General features: G+C 62.4%; 12 protein-coding genes. 7 read left to right on the top strand and 5 right to left on the bottom strand.

All coding sequences use genetic code 11. The features are described 5' to 3' along the window. Positions 1-3: 3 nt before the first annotated feature. Complete coding sequence (gene cofC / locus ACZ5Y5_RS11650; RefSeq protein WP_464808783.1) at positions 4-582, top strand: 2-phospho-L-lactate guanylyltransferase; 579 nt, start codon at positions 4-6, stop codon at positions 580-582. A 17-nt stretch (positions 583-599) separates the two neighbouring features. Here cofC and ACZ5Y5_RS11645 read toward each other — a convergent pair whose 3' ends face one another. Beyond that, entirely contained in the window at positions 600-2,861 is a 2,262-nt protein-coding gene (locus ACZ5Y5_RS11645; RefSeq protein WP_464808782.1) for an NADP-dependent malic enzyme, read from the bottom strand. Positions 2,862-2,987: 126 nt separating this feature from the next. On the opposite strand from ACZ5Y5_RS11645, the gene mutS reads away from it, so the two are divergent. Both mutS and ACZ5Y5_RS11635 read left to right on the top strand, forming a co-directional pair. Then, on the top strand, positions 2,988-5,639 hold the full coding sequence (gene mutS / locus ACZ5Y5_RS11640) for a DNA mismatch repair protein MutS (RefSeq protein ID WP_464808781.1): 2,652 nt from the start codon (positions 2,988-2,990) through the stop codon (positions 5,637-5,639). A gap of 9 nt (positions 5,640-5,648) precedes the next feature. Next, positions 5,649-8,411 (top strand): [protein-PII] uridylyltransferase, encoded by a 2,763-nt coding sequence (locus ACZ5Y5_RS11635; protein WP_464808780.1) that lies wholly within the window; start codon positions 5,649-5,651, stop codon positions 8,409-8,411. 10 nt (positions 8,412-8,421) lie between these two features. Here ACZ5Y5_RS11635 and ACZ5Y5_RS11630 read toward each other — a convergent pair whose 3' ends face one another. Genes ACZ5Y5_RS11630 through xth form a run of 3 tightly spaced genes read right to left on the bottom strand, consistent with a single transcriptional unit; the run spans position 8,422 to position 10,788 of the window. Further along, the gene (locus tag ACZ5Y5_RS11630; RefSeq protein ID WP_464808779.1) at positions 8,422-8,922 is read right to left on the bottom strand and encodes a L,D-transpeptidase family protein; all 501 of its coding nucleotides are present in this window, start codon (positions 8,920-8,922) and stop codon (positions 8,422-8,424) included. Further along, positions 8,919-9,977, bottom strand: coding sequence for a GTP cyclohydrolase II (gene ribA, locus ACZ5Y5_RS11625; RefSeq protein WP_464808778.1), 1,059 nt, complete (start codon positions 9,975-9,977; stop codon positions 8,919-8,921). Before ribA ends, ACZ5Y5_RS11630 begins: the two co-directional genes overlap by 4 nt. 13 nt (positions 9,978-9,990) lie before the next feature. After that, the gene (gene xth / locus ACZ5Y5_RS11620) at positions 9,991-10,788 is read right to left on the bottom strand and encodes an exodeoxyribonuclease III (RefSeq protein ID WP_464808777.1); all 798 of its coding nucleotides are present in this window, start codon (positions 10,786-10,788) and stop codon (positions 9,991-9,993) included. Positions 10,789-11,466: 678 nt separating this feature from the next. On the opposite strand from xth, the gene ACZ5Y5_RS11615 reads away from it, so the two are divergent. From ACZ5Y5_RS11615 to ACZ5Y5_RS11600, 4 genes are all read left to right on the top strand, one after another. After that, on the top strand, positions 11,467-12,156 hold the full coding sequence (locus tag ACZ5Y5_RS11615; RefSeq protein WP_464808776.1) for a LuxR C-terminal-related transcriptional regulator: 690 nt from the start codon (positions 11,467-11,469) through the stop codon (positions 12,154-12,156). Between the two features lie 276 nt (positions 12,157-12,432). Then, positions 12,433-13,065 carry a DUF1326 domain-containing protein gene (locus tag ACZ5Y5_RS11610; protein ID WP_464808775.1) on the top strand — a complete coding sequence of 211 codons (633 nt, stop codon included), beginning with the start codon at positions 12,433-12,435 and terminating at the stop codon, positions 13,063-13,065. Next, positions 13,055-13,867: a DUF2182 domain-containing protein gene (locus tag ACZ5Y5_RS11605; RefSeq protein WP_464808774.1), complete on the top strand. Its 813-nt coding sequence runs from the start codon at positions 13,055-13,057 to the stop codon at positions 13,865-13,867. The genes ACZ5Y5_RS11610 and ACZ5Y5_RS11605 overlap by 11 nt, the downstream gene beginning before the upstream one ends. A gap of 176 nt (positions 13,868-14,043) precedes the next feature. Continuing rightward, positions 14,044-16,332 (top strand): TonB-dependent receptor, encoded by a 2,289-nt coding sequence (locus tag ACZ5Y5_RS11600; RefSeq protein WP_464808773.1) that lies wholly within the window; start codon positions 14,044-14,046, stop codon positions 16,330-16,332. Positions 16,333-16,386: 54 nt separating this feature from the next. Here the strand turns inward: ACZ5Y5_RS11600 and ACZ5Y5_RS11595 are convergent, their stop codons facing one another. Continuing rightward, positions 16,387-17,268, bottom strand: coding sequence for an SDR family NAD(P)-dependent oxidoreductase (locus ACZ5Y5_RS11595; RefSeq protein WP_464808772.1), 882 nt, complete (start codon positions 17,266-17,268; stop codon positions 16,387-16,389). Positions 17,269-17,385 lie beyond the last annotated feature (117 nt).

Below are 17,385 nucleotides of genomic sequence, written 5' to 3'. Positions count from 1 at the left end.
GCCGTGCGCTGCTGGGTCGTCATCCCGATCAAGGCGCCTGAGGCGTGCAAGACGCGGCTCTCCCCGGCCTTGGGCGACGCCGAGAGGCAGGTTCTGGTGGCGGCGATGCTGCGTCGAACGGTTGTTGCCGCGCAAGCGGTGGCCGGGCGGGAACAGGTGCTGCTGCTGGGGCCGTCGCGCCACGGGCTGGACACGGACATAGGACTACTTGCCGATCCAGGACGGGGGCTCAATGCAGCGATGTCGAGCGCGCGGGACGTTGCCATGGGGGAGGGGATCGGACGATTGCTCCTCCTGTCGGCCGATCTGCCGGCGATCGAGCCTGATGATGTGGCGGCGCTGATCGATATACCTCCAGACGCGATCGCTGGTGGGCCGGACCGAGCGGGCGTGGGCACCAATGCGATATCTCTGCCGTTACCCGCAGCGGCGCAATTCCGCTTCCGCTACGGTGATGGCAGCTTTGCCGCGCACCGGGACGAAGCCATTCGGCTTGGCCTGCCTTTTCTCACCATCGACAGGCCGGGCCTGGGTCTGGATATCGACCGGCCCGACGAGGTCGCGCTCTGGCGGCAGGGCTGAACGCCTGCCCTCCGCGCCTAGATAGCCACACCTGCCGAAGCTAGCACCGCAAGCGTCAGCAGTTCCGATGCGTTGGACGACATGGTGGCGATCTGCACCGACTTTTCCATGCCGACCAGCATCGGCCCGATCATGGTCGTGCCGCCTAGTTCGCGCAGCAGCTTCGCTGAGATGTTGGCGGATTGGAGCCCTGGCATGACTAACACGTTGGCAGGCCCCGACAGGCGGCTGAAGGGATAGTTCTTCATGACCGTCGGGTTGAGCGCCGCGTCGGCGGTCATTTCGCCTTCATATTCGAAATCGACATCGCGGCCGTCGAGCACCTTCAGCGCGTCGCGGACATTTTCCAGATGGCCGCCGGGCGGATTGCCGAAATTGGAATAGGAAAGGAAAGCGACGCGCGGGTCATGGCCCATACGGCGGGCGACAGCGACGGTGCCTTCGGCAATGTCGGCCAGTTCGTGGGCCGAGGGCCGTTCGTTGACGGTGGTGTCAGCGAGGAACACCGTCTTGTCTTTCGACACCATGATATGGATGCCGAAGGGCGTGCGGTCAGCCGCCGGGTCCATTACGCGCTTCACCTCGCGCAGGGTTTGGGCGAAGGGCCGCGTCACACCAGTGATCATCGCATCGGCATGACCCATGCTGACAAGCAGCGCGCCGAAAATATTGCGATCGCGATTGACCATGCGCTCGCAATCGCGGCGCAGATGGCCGCGCCGCTGCAGCCTTTCATAAAGGCGATCGACCATTTCCGGCACCAGCGGCGAATTGACGCTGTTGTGCAGCTCGAAGCTTTCCGGATCGCGCACGCCCAGCGCCTGCAGTTTGTCATAAACCTCGTGGCGGCCGACCAGGACAGGGATGCCATAGCCAAGGTCGCGGAACTGGATCGCGGCGCGCAACACCACTTCCTCTTCCGCCTCGGCAAAGACAACGCGCTTGGGATTGGCCTTGGTTACCTCATAGGCGGTGGTCAGCACCGAAGTCGTGGGGTTGAGCCGCCCTTTGAGCGACTGCCGGTAGGCGGCCATGTCGGCGATCGGCTTTTGCGCGACGCCCGTTTCCATCGCAGCCTGAGCGACCGCAGCGGGGACGACTTCCATCAGACGCGGATCGAAGGGGGCCGGGATGATGTAATCCGGGCCGAAGCTGTGGGAGCGGCCATAGGCTTTCGCGACTTCTTCGGGCACCTGCTCGCGCGCCAGCTCGGCAATCGCCTGAGCCGCGGCCACCTTCATCGGTTCGTTGATGCCCGTCGCGCGGACGTCAAGCGCACCGCGGAAGATGAAGGGGAAACCAAGCACATTGTTGACCTGGTTCGGATAATCCGAACGGCCGGTAGCGACGATGGCGTCCGGGCGCACCTCCAGCACATCGGGCGGCGTGATTTCGGGGTCAGGGTTGGCCATGGCGAAGATGATCGGCTTGTCCGCCATCGACTTCACCATGTCCTTCGACACCGCGCCTGCCACCGACAGGCCGAGGAAAACGTCCGCACCCTTGATCGCTTCGCCCAACGTGCGTGCATCGGTCTTCACCGCATGCGCCGATTTCCACTGGTTCATGCCCTCGGTGCGGCCCTGATAGATGACGCCCTTGGAATCGCACATGATGACATTGTCGTTCTGCACGCCGATCGCCTTGATCAGTTCCGTGCAGGAGATCGAGGCTGCGCCCGCGCCGTTCACGACGACCTTCATGTCTTTCAGATCACGGCCGGTCAGCATCGCCGCGTTGATGACGCCGGCCGCGGCGATGATGGCGGTGCCATGCTGGTCGTCATGAAAGACGGGAATGTTCATCCGCTCTTTGAGCGTCTGTTCGATGATGAAGCATTCTGGCGCCTTGATATCCTCAAGGTTGATGCCGCCGAAGGTCGGCTCCATCAGCTCGACCGCGTCGATGAACTTGTCGACGTCCTCGGTCTTCAGCTCGATGTCGATGGAATCGACGTCGGCGAAGCGCTTGAACAGGACCGCCTTGCCCTCCATCACCGGCTTGGACGCCAGCGCGCCCAGATTGCCGAGGCCCAGTATCGCCGTGCCATTGGAGATGACCGCGACCAGATTGCCCTTGGCGGTATAGTCGTAAGCGGTCGCAGGATCTTCGGCGATGGCACGTACCGGGACAGCCACGCCGGGCGAGTAGGCGAGCGACAGGTCGCGCTGCGTCGCCATGGGCTTTGACGCAATGATCTCGATCTTGCCGGGCCTGCCTGTCGAATGGAAGAACAGCGCCTCGCGCTCAGAAAATTCCACATTCGACTTATCGGCCATGACGCATCCGTCCCCACTTTTTCCTGCAAAGGCCCTAGCGGCAAGCGTGACCTGTCGGCAAGCGCGAGAGACACGTTTTTTCGCGCTCTTTCCTGATCTGCCGCTTGGCGCTATCGCCTGACGGTCATGCACAGCCCCAAGGACATCGCTGCAAATCAGCCGACGCCAATGATGGCGCAATATCTGGCGCTGAAGGCTGAGGCGCAGGATTGCCTACTCTTCTATCGCATGGGCGACTTTTTCGAACTGTTCTTCGACGATGCCAAGGCTGCGGCGGCGACGCTGGACATTGCGCTCACCAGCCGGGGCGAACATGGCGGTGCGCCCATCCCCATGTGCGGCGTTCCGGTGCATAGCGCCGAAAGCTATCTCGCCCGGCTGATAAAGGCGGGACACCGGGTCGCCATCGCCGAACAGACGGAAACCCCCGCCGAGGCCAAGGCGCGCGGCAGCAAGGCGCTCGTTGCCCGGGCGATCGTCCGCTATGTGACGGCCGGAACCCTGACCGAGGAGACGCTGCTCGATTCCCGGCGCGACAACATGCTTGTAGCGCTCGCGCAGACGGGCGGCGATGGCGCGGCCGAGATCGGGATTGCGGCGGCCGACATCTCCACCGGCCGGTTCGAGACGTTGACGTTGCGCACCGCTGACTTGCCCGCCGAACTGGCGCGGCTTCGTCCCAGCGAGATTGTGGTTCCAGATGGGTTGGCGCTCGACTTGGCGGAGTCGCATCCTTTCGATCGCACGGCCTTCTCGAGCAACAGGGCCGAGGCGGCGCTGAAGCGGTTGTTCGGAGTGGCGACGCTGGATGGCTTCGGCCAGTTCGGACGCGCTGAACTGGCTGCCATGGGCGGGCTGATCGGCTATCTTGATCATGCAGGCAAAGGCACCCTGCCTTTTCTCGCTCCGCCGGTGCGCAAGACGAGCGGCGCGCATGTTGCGATCGACGCTGCAACGCGAGAAAGCCTGGAAATTACCGCCACCATGAGTGGCGTGCGGGCGGGAAGCCTGCTGGGCGCGGTGGACCGCACTGTCACAGGCGCAGGTGCACGGCTGCTGGGGCAGGACCTGTCTGCGCCGCTGATGGATCAAGGGTTGATCGAAGCGCGGCTGGGGCTCGTCCAGCTGTTTCATGACGACCCGCTGCTCCGCGACCAGCTCCGCGCTGCGCTGCGGGCGCTGCCCGATATCGGCCGCGCCCTGGGGCGGATTGCGGTGGGGCGGGGCAGTCCGCGCGACCTGGGGCAATTGCGGGATGGATTGAACGAAGCCCGGATGCTGCGGGAACGGCTCGGGCGGCTGCCAGATCAGCCGCCGCTGCTGCAACAACTGCTCCCAGCGCTTGATGGCCACGGCGCACTGGTGGACAGCCTTTCGCGTGCGTTGGTGCCGAGTCCGCCGACGGAAACGGCCAATGGCGGCTATATTGCCGACAGCTATGACCCAGCGCTGGACGAATTGCGGCGCATGGCGGGCGACGGCCGCCGCGCGATCGCCGCGCTGGAGGCCAAATATCGGGAGCAGACCGGGATCGGGTCGCTCAAGATCCGGCATAATGGCGTGCTTGGCTACCATGTGGAGGTGCCCGCGCGCGCGGCCGACCCGCTGATGCAGCCGGACAGCGGCTTCACGCATCGTCAGACGCTGGCCGGGGTGGTGCGGTTCAATTCGATCGATCTGCATGAACAGGCAGGCCGGGTGTCGCAAGCGGGCGCCCATGCGCTGGTGGCCGAAGCGGCTCATCTGGAAGATCTGATCGAATCCACCCTGGGGCGGAAATCCGAAATCGCGCTCGCCGCCGACGCATTGGCGCGGCTGGATGTTGCAGCGGCCCTGGCCGAGCGAGCGGCCGAGGGCGGCTGGCAGCGGCCGCATTTCCTGCCTCAAGATGGCGAAGGCCCCTGCCTCGAAATCATCGGCGGCCGCCATCCGGTGGTGGAAGATGCGCTGCGGCGCGAAGGGCAGCCTTTCGTCGCCAATGACTGCCGGCTGGGTGCGCGCGATCGGCTGTGGCTGGTTACCGGCCCCAACATGGGCGGTAAATCCACCTTCCTCCGCCAGAATGCGCTGATCGTCATTTTGGCCCAGGCGGGCGCCTATGTGCCCGCGCAATCGGCCACGCTGACCCTGGTCGATCGGCTGTTCAGTCGCGTCGGCGCGTCGGACAACCTGGCGCGCGGTCGTTCGACCTTCATGGTCGAAATGGTGGAGACCGCCGCCATCCTCGCGCAGGCGAGCGAACGTAGCTTCGTCATTCTGGATGAAGTGGGGCGCGGCACATCGACCTATGACGGGCTGGCGCTGGCCTGGGCGGTGGTCGAGGCGGTCCATGAGGTCAACCGCTGCCGTTGCCTGTTCGCAACCCATTATCACGAGCTGACGCGGCTCGCGGAGACGCTTCCGGCGCTTTCGCTTCATCATGTGCGAGCACGCGAGTGGAAGGGCGACCTCGTCCTGCTGCATGAACTGGCGCAGGGGCCTGCCGATCGCAGCTATGGCCTTGCCGTCGCGCGGCTGGCGGGCTTGCCCCCCGCGGTACTCAAGCGCGCCAAGGATGTGCTATCTCGTCTGGAGGCGGGCAAGGCAAAGACCGGGGGCATTGCCGCCGGGCTCGACGACCTGCCGCTGTTCGCCGCGGCGGCGGTGCAGGAGGAAGAAAAGGTCGATCCTCTACGCGCCGCCCTCGACGCGATTGATGCCGACGCCTTGTCGCCCCGCGAGGCGCTGGAGCAGCTTTATCATTTGAAACAACTGGCCGCCGCCAGCAGCGAAGACTAGATTAGACCCATGGTCATGCAGTTCCCCTCCCTGGGATCGCGCCGCTCGATCATTGACCGGCGCGCGATTTCCGATAGCATCAACGCCCTGGCGCAGGAATATCGCAGCGATCCGGCGAAGCTGCGGGGGCTGATCGTACGGGAGTTGAAGACGGCTCTCGACGCGGGGCGCCTAGATGTCGCGCGCCGCCTGGACGCGAAGCCGACACGGGGGAGGGAGGCGGTCACCGCCTTCGCCTTCCTGGTCGATCAGATATTGCGTCTGCTATATGACGCGACGACGCACCACCTCTATCCTGCCAGCAACCGCAGCACAGGTGAGCGTATCGCCCTGATGGCCGTGGGCGGCTATGGGCGCGGCGAAATGGCGCCGCACAGCGACGTCGACATCGCCTTCATCACCCCTTGGAAGCCGACCGGCTGGACCGAGCAGGTAATCGAATCCATGCTCTATTCCCTCTGGGACCTGGGGCTGAAGGTCGGACATTCGAGCCGTTCGATCGACGAAACCATGCGCATGGCGAAGGCTGACCTGACGGTCCGCACCGCGTTGCTGGAGGCCCGCTATATCTGGGGCGATCGGGCGCTCTACGAAGAAACCGCCAAGCGCTTTGACGCGGAGGTGATGCAGGGCACCGCCCGCGCCTTCGTCACCGAAAAGCTGGAGGAGCGCGACGAACGGCACAAGCGCATGGGCGACAGCCGCTATGTCGTCGAACCCAATGTGAAGGAGGGCAAGGGCGGCCTGCGCGACCTGCACACCCTGTTCTGGATCGGCAAATATGTGAACCGGGTGAAATCGGTCGCCGAGCTGGTGGATGTCGGCCTGCTCACCGAGCTGGAGCTGCGTCAGTTCCAGAAAGCGGAGGATTTCCTCTGGGCCGTGCGCTGCCATCTGCACATGATCACAGGCCGCGCGGAAGACCGCCTGACTTTCGACCTGCAGCTGGAAACCGCGACGCGCATGCACTTTATAGGGCGGCAGGGGCGGTCAGGGGTCGAGCGCTTCATGCGCTATTATTTCCTGAACGCGAAGACGGTCGGCGATCTTACCGCCGTGTTCCTGGCGCATTTGGACGACCAGATGGGTCCGAAGGGGCGGCGCTATATCCCCTCAATCTTCCGTCGGCCCAAGAAGCTGGACGGTTTCGTGCTGGACCGTGGCCGCCTCGCGCTACCGAGCGACGATTTCTTTCAGCAGGACCCTGTGCGCTTGCTGGAAATCTTCGCGGTGGCCGATCGCCATGAACTGGCGATTCATCCCAGCGCTATGCGCGCGGCAAGCCGCGACGCTGGCCTCATCACCGCCAAGATCCGCCGCGATCCCCGCGCCAATACGGCCTTCCTGGATGTGCTGACATCGCCGCGCGATCCGGAGACGGTACTGCGCTGGATGAACGAATCCTCGGTGTTCGGCCGCTTCATTCCCGACTTCCGTCGCGTCGTCGCGCAGATGCAGTTCGACATGTATCATCATTATACGGTCGATGAGCATACCATCCGCGCCGTCGGACTGCTGGCGCGAGTCGAAAAGGGCGAACTGGTGGAGGATCATCCACTTTCGACCGAGATCATGGGGCGTCTGCTATCCCGTCGCGTCCTTTATGTCGCCGTGCTTTTGCACGACATCGCCAAGGGGCGCGGTGGCGACCACAGCGTGCTGGGCGCGGAGGTGGCGGAGCATCTTTGCCCACGGCTGGGCCTCAGCGCCGCTGAGACGGAGACGGTAGCCTGGCTCGTTCGGCACCATCTGCTGATGTCCGCCACCGCCTTCAAGCGCGACCTTGCCGATTACAAGACGATCCTGGATTTTGTCGAAGTGGTGCAGAGCCCGGAGCGGCTCCGGCTGCTGCTTTGCCTGACGGTCGTCGATATTCGTGCGGTCGGACCGGGAGTCTGGAACAGCTGGAAGCGCCAGTTGCTGGGCGATCTTTACGAGGCGGCGGAGGAGGTGCTGCGGCTCGGCCACAAGCAGAAGGGCCGAAGCGAGCGGGTAACGGCCAAGCAGGAATCGCTGCGCCAGGCGCTGGGCATGTCCGCCGCTGATTTCCAGAAGCTGAGCAAGCGCCTGCCCGAATCCTACTGGATTGCCGAGCCGGAAGATATTTTGATCCACAATGCCCAGCACATTCTGGAATCCGGCGATTCCCCGCTGTCGATCGCGGCGCAATATTATCCCCAGCGCGGCGCGACGCTAGTCACCGTCTATGCCGCTGACCATCCGGGTCTTTTTTACCGTATCGCGGGAGCCATCCACCTGGCGGGCGGCAACATCATCGACGCGCGCATCCACACGACGCGCGATGGCGTGGCGATCGACAACTTCCTAGTGCAGGATCCGCTGGGCGGCGCTTTCCACAGCCCCGAGCAGTTGACCCGCATCCGCAACGCGATCGAGGATTCGCTCGCCAACCGGCATCGGATGATCACCAAATTGGAGGCGCGGCCCCTGCCCCGCACCCGCGCCGAAGCTTTCCGGATCGAGCCCAATGTGCTGATCGATAACAAGGCGTCAAATCGCTTCACGGTTATCGAGGTCAACGCTCGCGACCGCCCCGCCCTGCTGTTTAGCCTAGCTAACGCGCTGTTCCAGTCCAAGGTCACGGTGCACAGCGCGCATGTCGCGACCTATGGCGAGCGCGCGGTTGATACCTTCTATGTGACGGACCTTCTCGCCGGGAAGATCGAGAGCAAGGCGCGGATTCAGACGCTGGAGCGGCGGCTGCGCGAGGCAGCGGGCGGCGAAGTAGGGGACGCGCTGGAGCAGGCGTAAGCGCCGACGGCTAGGCGATTTCCATGACATCGCTGGGCGACAGCAGCGGCAGCAGCTTCAGCATGTCGTCGCGGTCAACCGCAATGCATCCGGCCGTCGGGCGGCCTTCGGACAGGTGGAAGAAGATGGCGCTCCCTTTCCCCGGCACCGGCGGCGCATCATTATGGCCAAGCACGACGACCACATCATAGGCGTCATCGTCGCGCAGCAGTGTTTCGGCGGAATAGGGCCGAGGCAAATGCACCGGGCGATTATAGGCCGGATCGGCGGGGTCATCTGACCAACCATCCCCTTGTCTCACCCAACGCCAGGGCAGGCGAATGCCGCTCGCGTCCACTCGCCCAGGGCGCAATAATACGCCGCGCAGCGGCCATATTCCCAGTGGCGAGCAGCCGTCACCCTCATGCTTGCTCCCCGCCGGGCATGTGCCGCTCCGGCCAAGGGTGCAGGCCATGTCGATCGCGCCGAAGCGCAGCCGCCCGGCAGCGCTATCGACGCGGATGACGGTCATAGCTGGTGGCCCGTACGGTCGCGCTTGGTCGCGAGATATTGTTCATTGTGCGGATTAGAGGGCAGGATGATCGGCAGTCGCTCGGTTACCCTGATCCCCGCCTTCTCCAGCCCCGCTACCTTGTTCGGATTGTTGGTCAGCAGGCGCACCCCGCCAATGCCGAGCAGGTCGAGCATCCGCGCAGCGACTGAAAAATCGCGGGCATCGATGGCGAAGCCCAAGCGGACATTGGCGTCGACGGTGTCGAAACCCTGGTCCTGAAGGGCGTAGGCACGCAGCTTGTTGATAAGGCCGATGCCGCGCCCCTCCTGCCGCAAATAGAGGAGGACGCCCCAGGTCGAATCCGCAATCTGATGCAAGGCCTGGTGCAATTGTGGGCCGCAATCGCATTTGAGGCTGCCCAGCACATCGCCGGTCAGGCATTCGCTGTGCAGCCTGACGACGGGCGGCGAAGAATCCCGCTTGCCGATGATCAACGCGACATGTTCGCGCGGTTCGTCCGGGCTGCGGAAGGCGACGATCTCGGCCGTTTCGCTGGCGGAGACAGGAAGCCGCGCGCGCGTCGCAATGGCGAGATGGGCGGCATCGTCATAGGCGTCCACCTCATCCGCGCTGACCTTCGCCTCACTGTCGCCATCCAGCGTCATGAAGAAGGCGGGCAGGATGCCAGCGAGCCGGGCGAGCTTCAAAGCGGCCTTGGCGGCCAAAGGGGCCGGGATCGCTTTGGCGGCGAAGGGCCCCTTCAGTGGGGAGGCAAGGTCAAGCACCGGATCGGCGATGGCCATGGCGACGTCGCCGTCGATCCATGGCGCGCGCGCGATCAGCACCGGCATGTCCGGATCGGCCGCCGCCAACTGGTTGGCGAGCTTCAGCGTTTCGCCGCGCGCGGCCGCCACCAATATATCGGCTTTGCCTAATGGATCGAAGTCCGCCAGCGTGACCGCATCCGCTCCTTCCACGGCCATGATGCGCAGGGCGCCATCGGCGGCATGGACGGTCACCGCCCAGCCCCGGCGCAGCGCATCAATGGCGCGGGCGGCGGCACGCCCTTTCACGCGCGGCGGCCCATCAAAAAGCGAACTCCGTGATGATCGGTACGTGATCGGACGGTTTGGTCCAGCTGCGCGCGGGTTCGACGACGCGATGACCGGTCGCCTTGTCCGCTACATCCTGGGTCATCCACATATGATCCAACCGCCGCCCACGATCCGATTCCGCCCAATCGCGCGCGCGGTAGCTCCACCAGGTGTAGAGCCGCTGCGGCGCAGGGAAGAATTTGCGGCCAATATCCACCCAATTGTTGGAGTCCTGCAAGCGTCCCAGCAGTTCGCATTCGATCACGGTATGGCTGACGACGTTCAAAAGCTGCTTGTGGCTCCAAACGTCACATTCCATCGGGGCTATGTTGAAATCGCCGGTCAGGATCGTCGGCTTGTCCTCCAATTGCGAGGACCATTGGATCATACGCTCAAGAAAATCGAGCTTCTGGCCGAACTTCGGGTTGACCGCACGGTCCGGCACATCTCCACCCGCCGGCACATAGACATTCTCGATGCGCACCCCATTGTCCAGCCGGACACCGACATGGCGGGCTTCGCCATTGGCCTGCCAGTCGAGCCGGTCATCTTCATGAATCGGCACCTTGCTCATGATCGCGACGCCATGGTGCATGCGCTGGCCGTTCAACACCTGATGCACATAGCCCAGCCGCTTGAACATGTCGGTGGGAAATGTCTCGTTCACCACCTTCGTTTCCTGAAGGCACAAAATGTCCGGCGCTTCTTCAGTCAGAAACCGCTCTACAATGTCGAGCCGGGCACGGACGCTGTTGATGTTCCAGGAGGCTATGCTGAGTGTCTGCGGCATGCTGACCCCCTAAGACGGCACGGCGAGGCGTGCAAGGGCTGGCGCGGCTTGGGGCGAGCGGCTTGATCTCCGTCAAGAAAACAGAAGCGGACAAACATCGACGTGATTATTCATTGTAAATTCGAAACGACATAGAGCATAACTGTGACTGTTGCGGAAAATCCACCATGCTCCGAGTCTCGTCAGCCCCATCGAGCGTAATTGGGTTGAACCCCTCTATTTGGTCCCCAACAAGTCTTTGTTATGGTTTGAAAAGCTAATTAATCTTAGCGGTTAATAAATAGAGACTCGCAACGCCGACGGCTCAGGCATATGCTTTACCCATGTCCTCTGCAGTAAGCCAAAAGTAGTATTACTGGCACTGCATTAACGACATAGCCTGAAAGGCTAGGATAAAATTCCTAAGCCTTAACATACTGTTAGCGGATGTTGGCACTAACCCCAAATTTCCGCGCGCGGTTCAGGACTCTGACGGCACAAATATGCTAGTCATAAGTTGTTGAAACGAAAAGAAAGGGTCGCACTGCAGGCATTTGGTCACTGGTCTTTCACGCTTCGTTTGGGGCCTGCTAACGAAGGTGAAAGGGATCATGAGGGGACTACCCAATGGCTTACCCAGTCAATGTGCGTCTGTTGTGCGGTAATGCAATTGTTCGGGAAGGTTTGAGCCGGATCCTTATGGATAGGGATTTCCGGGTCAGCCAATATCCCAATATTGCCACTGCGCTTCAAAAGGTGGAGGTGCCGGAAGAAGATACGGGGCCATCCTTGCTCCTAATAGATAATGGCACCGAGGAACTGGACTCTGACAGCGTTGCCGTCCTTCAGCGGCGTTTTCCCTGCTCCTATCTGGTCGTCCTGTCCGACCGCTTCGACTTCCAGACCATGCTCAAGGCGTTCCGGCTGGGCGCGATGGGTTATATCATCAAGGAAATCAGCTGCGATCGCCTGGTAGCGACGTTGCAACTGGTCGCTATGGGTGAACGGGTGCTCCCCCCGCAGCTCGCCGACGAATTGCAATCACGGCCGACCCTTACGGACGCGCTGGAGGTAGAACGGCCGGTCGATGCGGCCAGCCTGTCCGACCGCGAACTGGAAATCCTGCGCTGGCTCATCATGGGATGCCCGAACAAGGTCATTTCCAAGCGTATGGACATCAGCGAGGCGACGGTGAAGGTTCATGTGAAGGCGGTGCTGCGCAAGCTGCGCGTCAAGAACCGGACCCAGGCGGCAATCTGGGCGGCAAACCACGGCATGCGCGGCCGTGTGTCGGAAGTCGAACCGGCGATCCCGGTGGATGTGACGATCCCCCATCCGGCGCAGCTTCCGCCGCTCGAAAGAGTTGCGGTTCCGCTCAGCCACGCTTGATGTTGGCCGCGGCCCAATACGGGCCGCGGCATCCCGCTATATTTTGAACAGTAATTTCAGATCGGCCGCCCCGTCGCGGGACGACCGGCATTTTCTGCGCCGATTGGCGCAGGGTTGCGGAGCTGGCCCGACGCCACACAATGGCACGGCCGCTCCGCAATCGCATAACCGGCGAAAGCTCCAATACGCGGAGGGCCTAAGGCTGCGGCCTGTTGATGCGCGCTCAAAACTGCTATGCTTCCGCCTGTCCGAGACTCACGGCAAGGGAGAGGTCCCATGGCGACGCGCTGGACCATCAAGGGCAAGGAATTCGTTCACTGCAACTGTTCCTACGGTTGTCCCTGTCAGTTCAATGCACTGCCGACACAGGGGCATTGCCAGGCCGTCGCTGCGATCGACATAGAACAGGGTCATCATGACGAAACTGATCTGTCGGGGCTGCGCCTCGGGCTGATCGTCGCTTGGCCGGGTCCGATCCATGAAGGCAATGGCCAAGCCGTGCCGATTGTCGATGAACGGGCTGATCTGCGGCAGCGCGAGGCATTGCTGCGGATCATGAGCGGTCTTGATACCGTGCCGGGCGCTACCTTCTTCCAGGTCTTTTCAACCACCTTCACCAAGGTACACGAGCCTGTCTTCGCGCCTATTGACCTGCGGGTCGATATCGATCGCCGGTCGGCGCGGCTCGACATCCCTGGCTGGATCGACGCGCGTGGGGAGCCGATCGTCAATCCTGTGACAGGGGAGGAGCATCGCGCCCGCATCAACCTGCCCCAGGGCTTCGAATATGACGTTTGCGAAGTTGGCCGCGGTTGGGCGCGGACGCAGGGGCCAGTCGATGTGCAACTCAGCGATTCCCACGCACAATTTGCAAAACTGCACCTGACCGAGAGCGGCGTTGTCCATTAGGGAGGCGTCTCCGTCCGGCCAAGCGGCGCTGGCGCTTCACCATCTGCTTTCCCGCAACAGCCTGATTGTCGGCGGCGCTTTGTTGGCGCTCGTGCTGATGGCTTGGGCATGGCTCCTGTCACAGCCGCATGTCCCGATGTCCGGCATGTCCGGCATGGACATGGCCGGTATGACCATGGGCGCCGATCCATGGTCCTCCACCTATCTGGCTGCGGCCTTTGCCATGTGGTCGGTCATGATGGTCGCGATGATGCTTCCCTCCGCCGCACCGATGGTCCTGCTGCACGCCCGCATCGATCGGTCCGGCAGCGAAAGCCTGCGGCTGGTGCACAGCCTCCTGTTCGTCGCTGCCTATATCATGGTCTGGACCGGTTTTTCGGCCGTCGCGGCCGCCTCTCAGGCGTGGCTGTTGGACAGCGGCCTTTTGTCCGCCGCGACGCTTGCGCTCGGACCAAGAGCTTACGCCTCCGCTTTGCTGCTACTCGCAGCCGCCTACGAATTGACGCCTGCCAAGCGTCGTTGCCTCGAAAGTTGCCAATCGCCGCTCATCTTCATCTATCGCTACTGGAAGGCTGGCGCTGCGAGCGCTTTCATCCTTGGCGTGCGGCACGGGCTTTATTGCGTGGGCTGCTGTTGGGCCTTGATGCTGCTGCTGTTCGCAGGCGGCGTCATGAACCTTGCGTGGATCGCCCCGCTCACCATCCTGGCTGCCATTCAGAAGGCCGCGCCTCCGCGCTGGCGGCTGCACCTCTGGACCACCGCGCTGCTGTTGCTGATCGCGGGCCTTTTGCTCATCCTTTAATAACCAGCGGAAATCCTTCGGTCGTTGTGCTTTTCCGCCTGTACGGAAGCCTAGTCTCGCGGGACTATGACACCGGCACTGCCATCACCTACTCCGCCAAGGCCGGATCGGCAAAAGCCGTACCGGACGAGAACAGACAGGGCCTCGCCGTCAGGCGAGGGATGGGAGATCGGATAATGAAAGCACATTGCCTGATCGCGGCCAGCGTGATCGCGATCATAGCACATGCAAATACCGCTCGGGCCGCTGATGCGGTCGCCCCTGAAGAACAGGCGATCCCGGCGGACGGTCCAACCAGCGACGACATCATCGTCACCGCCCGGCGGCGTGAGGAACGATTGAACGATGTGCCGGTCGCAGTCACCGCGCTGAACAATGATACGCTCAAGGCGGCGCAGGTCGCCACGCCCAAGGAATTGTCGCAGTTCGTTCCTTCGCTCAACGTGAACACTGGCAATACGCGAGAAGGCAATCGCTTCACCCTGCGCGGGCAGGGCGCAACGCTTGCGGCTGGTGAGGCTGTGGTGACATATCTGGCCGAAGCCCCCGTGCCCTATCTTGCCGCAGGCGCGGCGGGCATGATTTTCGACCTTGAGAATGTTCAGGTTCTGAACGGTCCGCAGGGCACGCTGTTCGGCCGCAACACGACGGGCGGCGCCGTGCTGTTCACCCCTCGCGCGCCGCGTGATGAAAATGGCGGCTATCTGGAGATCGGCTACGGCAATTATGACAATCGCGAGGTAAGCGGCGCGTTCAACGTAGCCCTCGTTCCAGACAAGATCATGTTGCGCGTGGCCGGAACCTGGCGGCAGCGGGACGGCTTCACCCGCAACGTGCTCGCGGGAGCGCCGCAGTCTCGGTTGGACGACCTCAACTATTATGGGCTGCGCGCCACCTTGCTGATCCGACCGGTCGAGGGCCTTGAAAACTCCACGATCATCCAGCGCAGCCAATCGAAGACGAATGGAACAGGCTTTTTCCTGGAGCAGGTGAACCCCAATCCTCCGGCTTTCAAGGCAGCGCTCCTGGCGGCACTCGCACGCCAGCAGCAACTTGGCCCCCGCGAGGTGGAGAATAACCCCACCTTCTTCCTGCAGCGGACCACCGCAGTCATCAACACGACGACGCTGGACGTCACCGATAATCTGCGGCTGAAGAACATCTTCAGCTATTTCCTCAGTCGGTCGAAAAATGGCTTCGACATCGACGGGTCGGCAGTGCTGGGAATCTATGACGAATATGACAGCCCCACCGCAGGGAACACTTCCGCCAACGGACTTTCCAACGAACGTTATCTGACGGAAGAGCTGCAGCTTTCCGGTGAGTTTCTCGACCGACTGCTGACCTTGCAGGCTGGCGGCTTCTACCTGGACTACAAGCCCCACGGCTATAGTGACCGGGATTACACCCTCTTCGGCGTGCGGCGCATTCAGGCGCAGGGCGAATCCGGCTCCAGCAAGGCTCTTTATGCGCAGGGCACGCTCGATTTCGGTGTCTTCAGCGACGCTTTACAAAATCTCCGCTTCACCGCCGGCTATCGCTACACTTGGGACAAAAAATCGGCTTTCGTCGATCAATATCGCAAGGCGACCGGAGCCTGCATCAGCCGCTCGACCGGCTTTTTCCCCAACTGCCGCGTCGATTATTCGGGTGACTGGTCGCAGGGCACCTATACGTTCAGCCTCGACTACAAGATCACGCCCGATGTGATGATCTACGGTACGACGCGGCGCGGCTACAAGAGCGGCGGGTTCAACGTCAATGCGGACCCGGCAGGCCCCTTCGCCGACTATATCGCCTTCGATCCGGAAACCATCACCGATTATGAAGTGGGTCTGAAAGGCGCGTTCCGCGCGGGCGCGGTCCGGTTCAACACGACGCTCGCGGGCTTCACCGCCAATTACAAGGGCATCCAGCGCACCCAGACGATCGTCGTTCCCGGCACGCCGCCCACAGTGACAAACCTTGTGACGAACGCCGCTTCCGCCAAGATTTCGGGTATCGAACTGCAACAGCTGATCAGCATCGGCGGCCTGACGCTGGACGGCAACCTGTCCTATCTCGACGCCCATTATAAGAAGTTCATCCTGCCGGGTAATATCGATGTTTCGAGCCAGGAACTCCCCTATTCGCCCAAGTGGAAATGGGGCATCAACGCTTCTTACACGGCGGAGACGGGCGCGGGCGATCTGACCGTTCGAGCGGGCTATAGTTGGTCCGGGCGTGTCCGGTTCAACGATCCTGCCCAGCCCGGCAATTATTTCGGCGGCTATGGCCTGATGAACGCCAGTGCGACGCTCGCAGGGGTGGCTGACACGCCCCTCGACATTGATTTCTTCATGACCAATGTCCTGAACAAAACCTATGTCCAGCAGCGGACGCCTTATTATTACTCCTTCGGCGTGGTGTCCGCATTCCACAATGAGCCACGCATGTACGGCATGCGCTTGCGATATAATTTCTAAGAGGGATCAGCAAAGGCAGCTGCGGCGTCTGAGCCGCAGCTGTTTGTGCTTCTGTCAGCCATCTGCCTTCAGCTCCGCGAACAAAGGCGCCAGTTCATCGCTGATCTGCGGTTGTTGCTGATCCCGCAGGAAGGCGATCCGCTTGTCCAGAAACATCTGCGTCATGCGCGGCTGGGTCGATATCCAAAATGCACCTGCCGCAAGCTGATCGACGATCCGCTCGCAGGCTTTGTCCAGATCCATGCCATGGGCCGCCATCGTTTCGCGCATGATAGTGCGGTGCGCGACTGCGATGGGCCCTTGGTCCGCGGCCGTGGCGTCGAAAATCCGCGTGCGCACCATGCCCGGGATGATCGAGGACACATGAACGGGCGCGCCGGTCAGACCGATTTCCAGCGCCAGGCATTCGGTGAAGGATTGCACCGCATGCTTGCTCATGATGTAGGATGTCTGGATCGGCATCTGCCCAAAGCCGCCGACCGATGCAAGGTTGGCCACCCAGCATTCCTGCCCACTGGCGATCATTCCCGGCAGGAAGGCGCGACATCCATGGACGACTCCGTGGATATTGATGTTAAGCGTCGCGTCCCAGCGGTCCGCGGGAATTTCCCAGGTGAAGCCGACCGTCTCGATCCCGGCATTGTTGATGAGTATCCGGACCTGCCCAAAGCGATTTTGCACCGTCTGGGCGAAGCGATCCATCTCGTCAGGGTCCGCCACATCGGCCACGATGGGGTGGGCTTTGCCTCCGGCTTCGGTGATGCTGGACGCGGTCGCAGCGGCACGATCAGCTGAAATATCAGCAACCACCACGGTCATGCCCAGGCTCGCCAGTTTTGTCGCCAGGCCCGCGCCGATGCCGGCACCTGCACCCGTGATGACAGCCAACCCCGCGCCGAAGACCTGGGCAGCATCGCGCCCTTCTGATTGTGCCATCTTGTCCTCCTCGCTTTACGAGGGGCGCAGCAGTCGATTGCAAAGTCTCTCGGCGCATCGTCCGGCGGGACTACCTTGGTTGCAAAGCGCACAGCGTTCGTCCGCCCCGGCCGTTTT

It is taken from the genome of Sphingobium sp. TomTYG65 (genome assembly GCF_055395525.1).
Note: the sequence above shows the minus strand (reverse complement) of the source record. Positions and strands in the feature narration are given on the sequence as shown.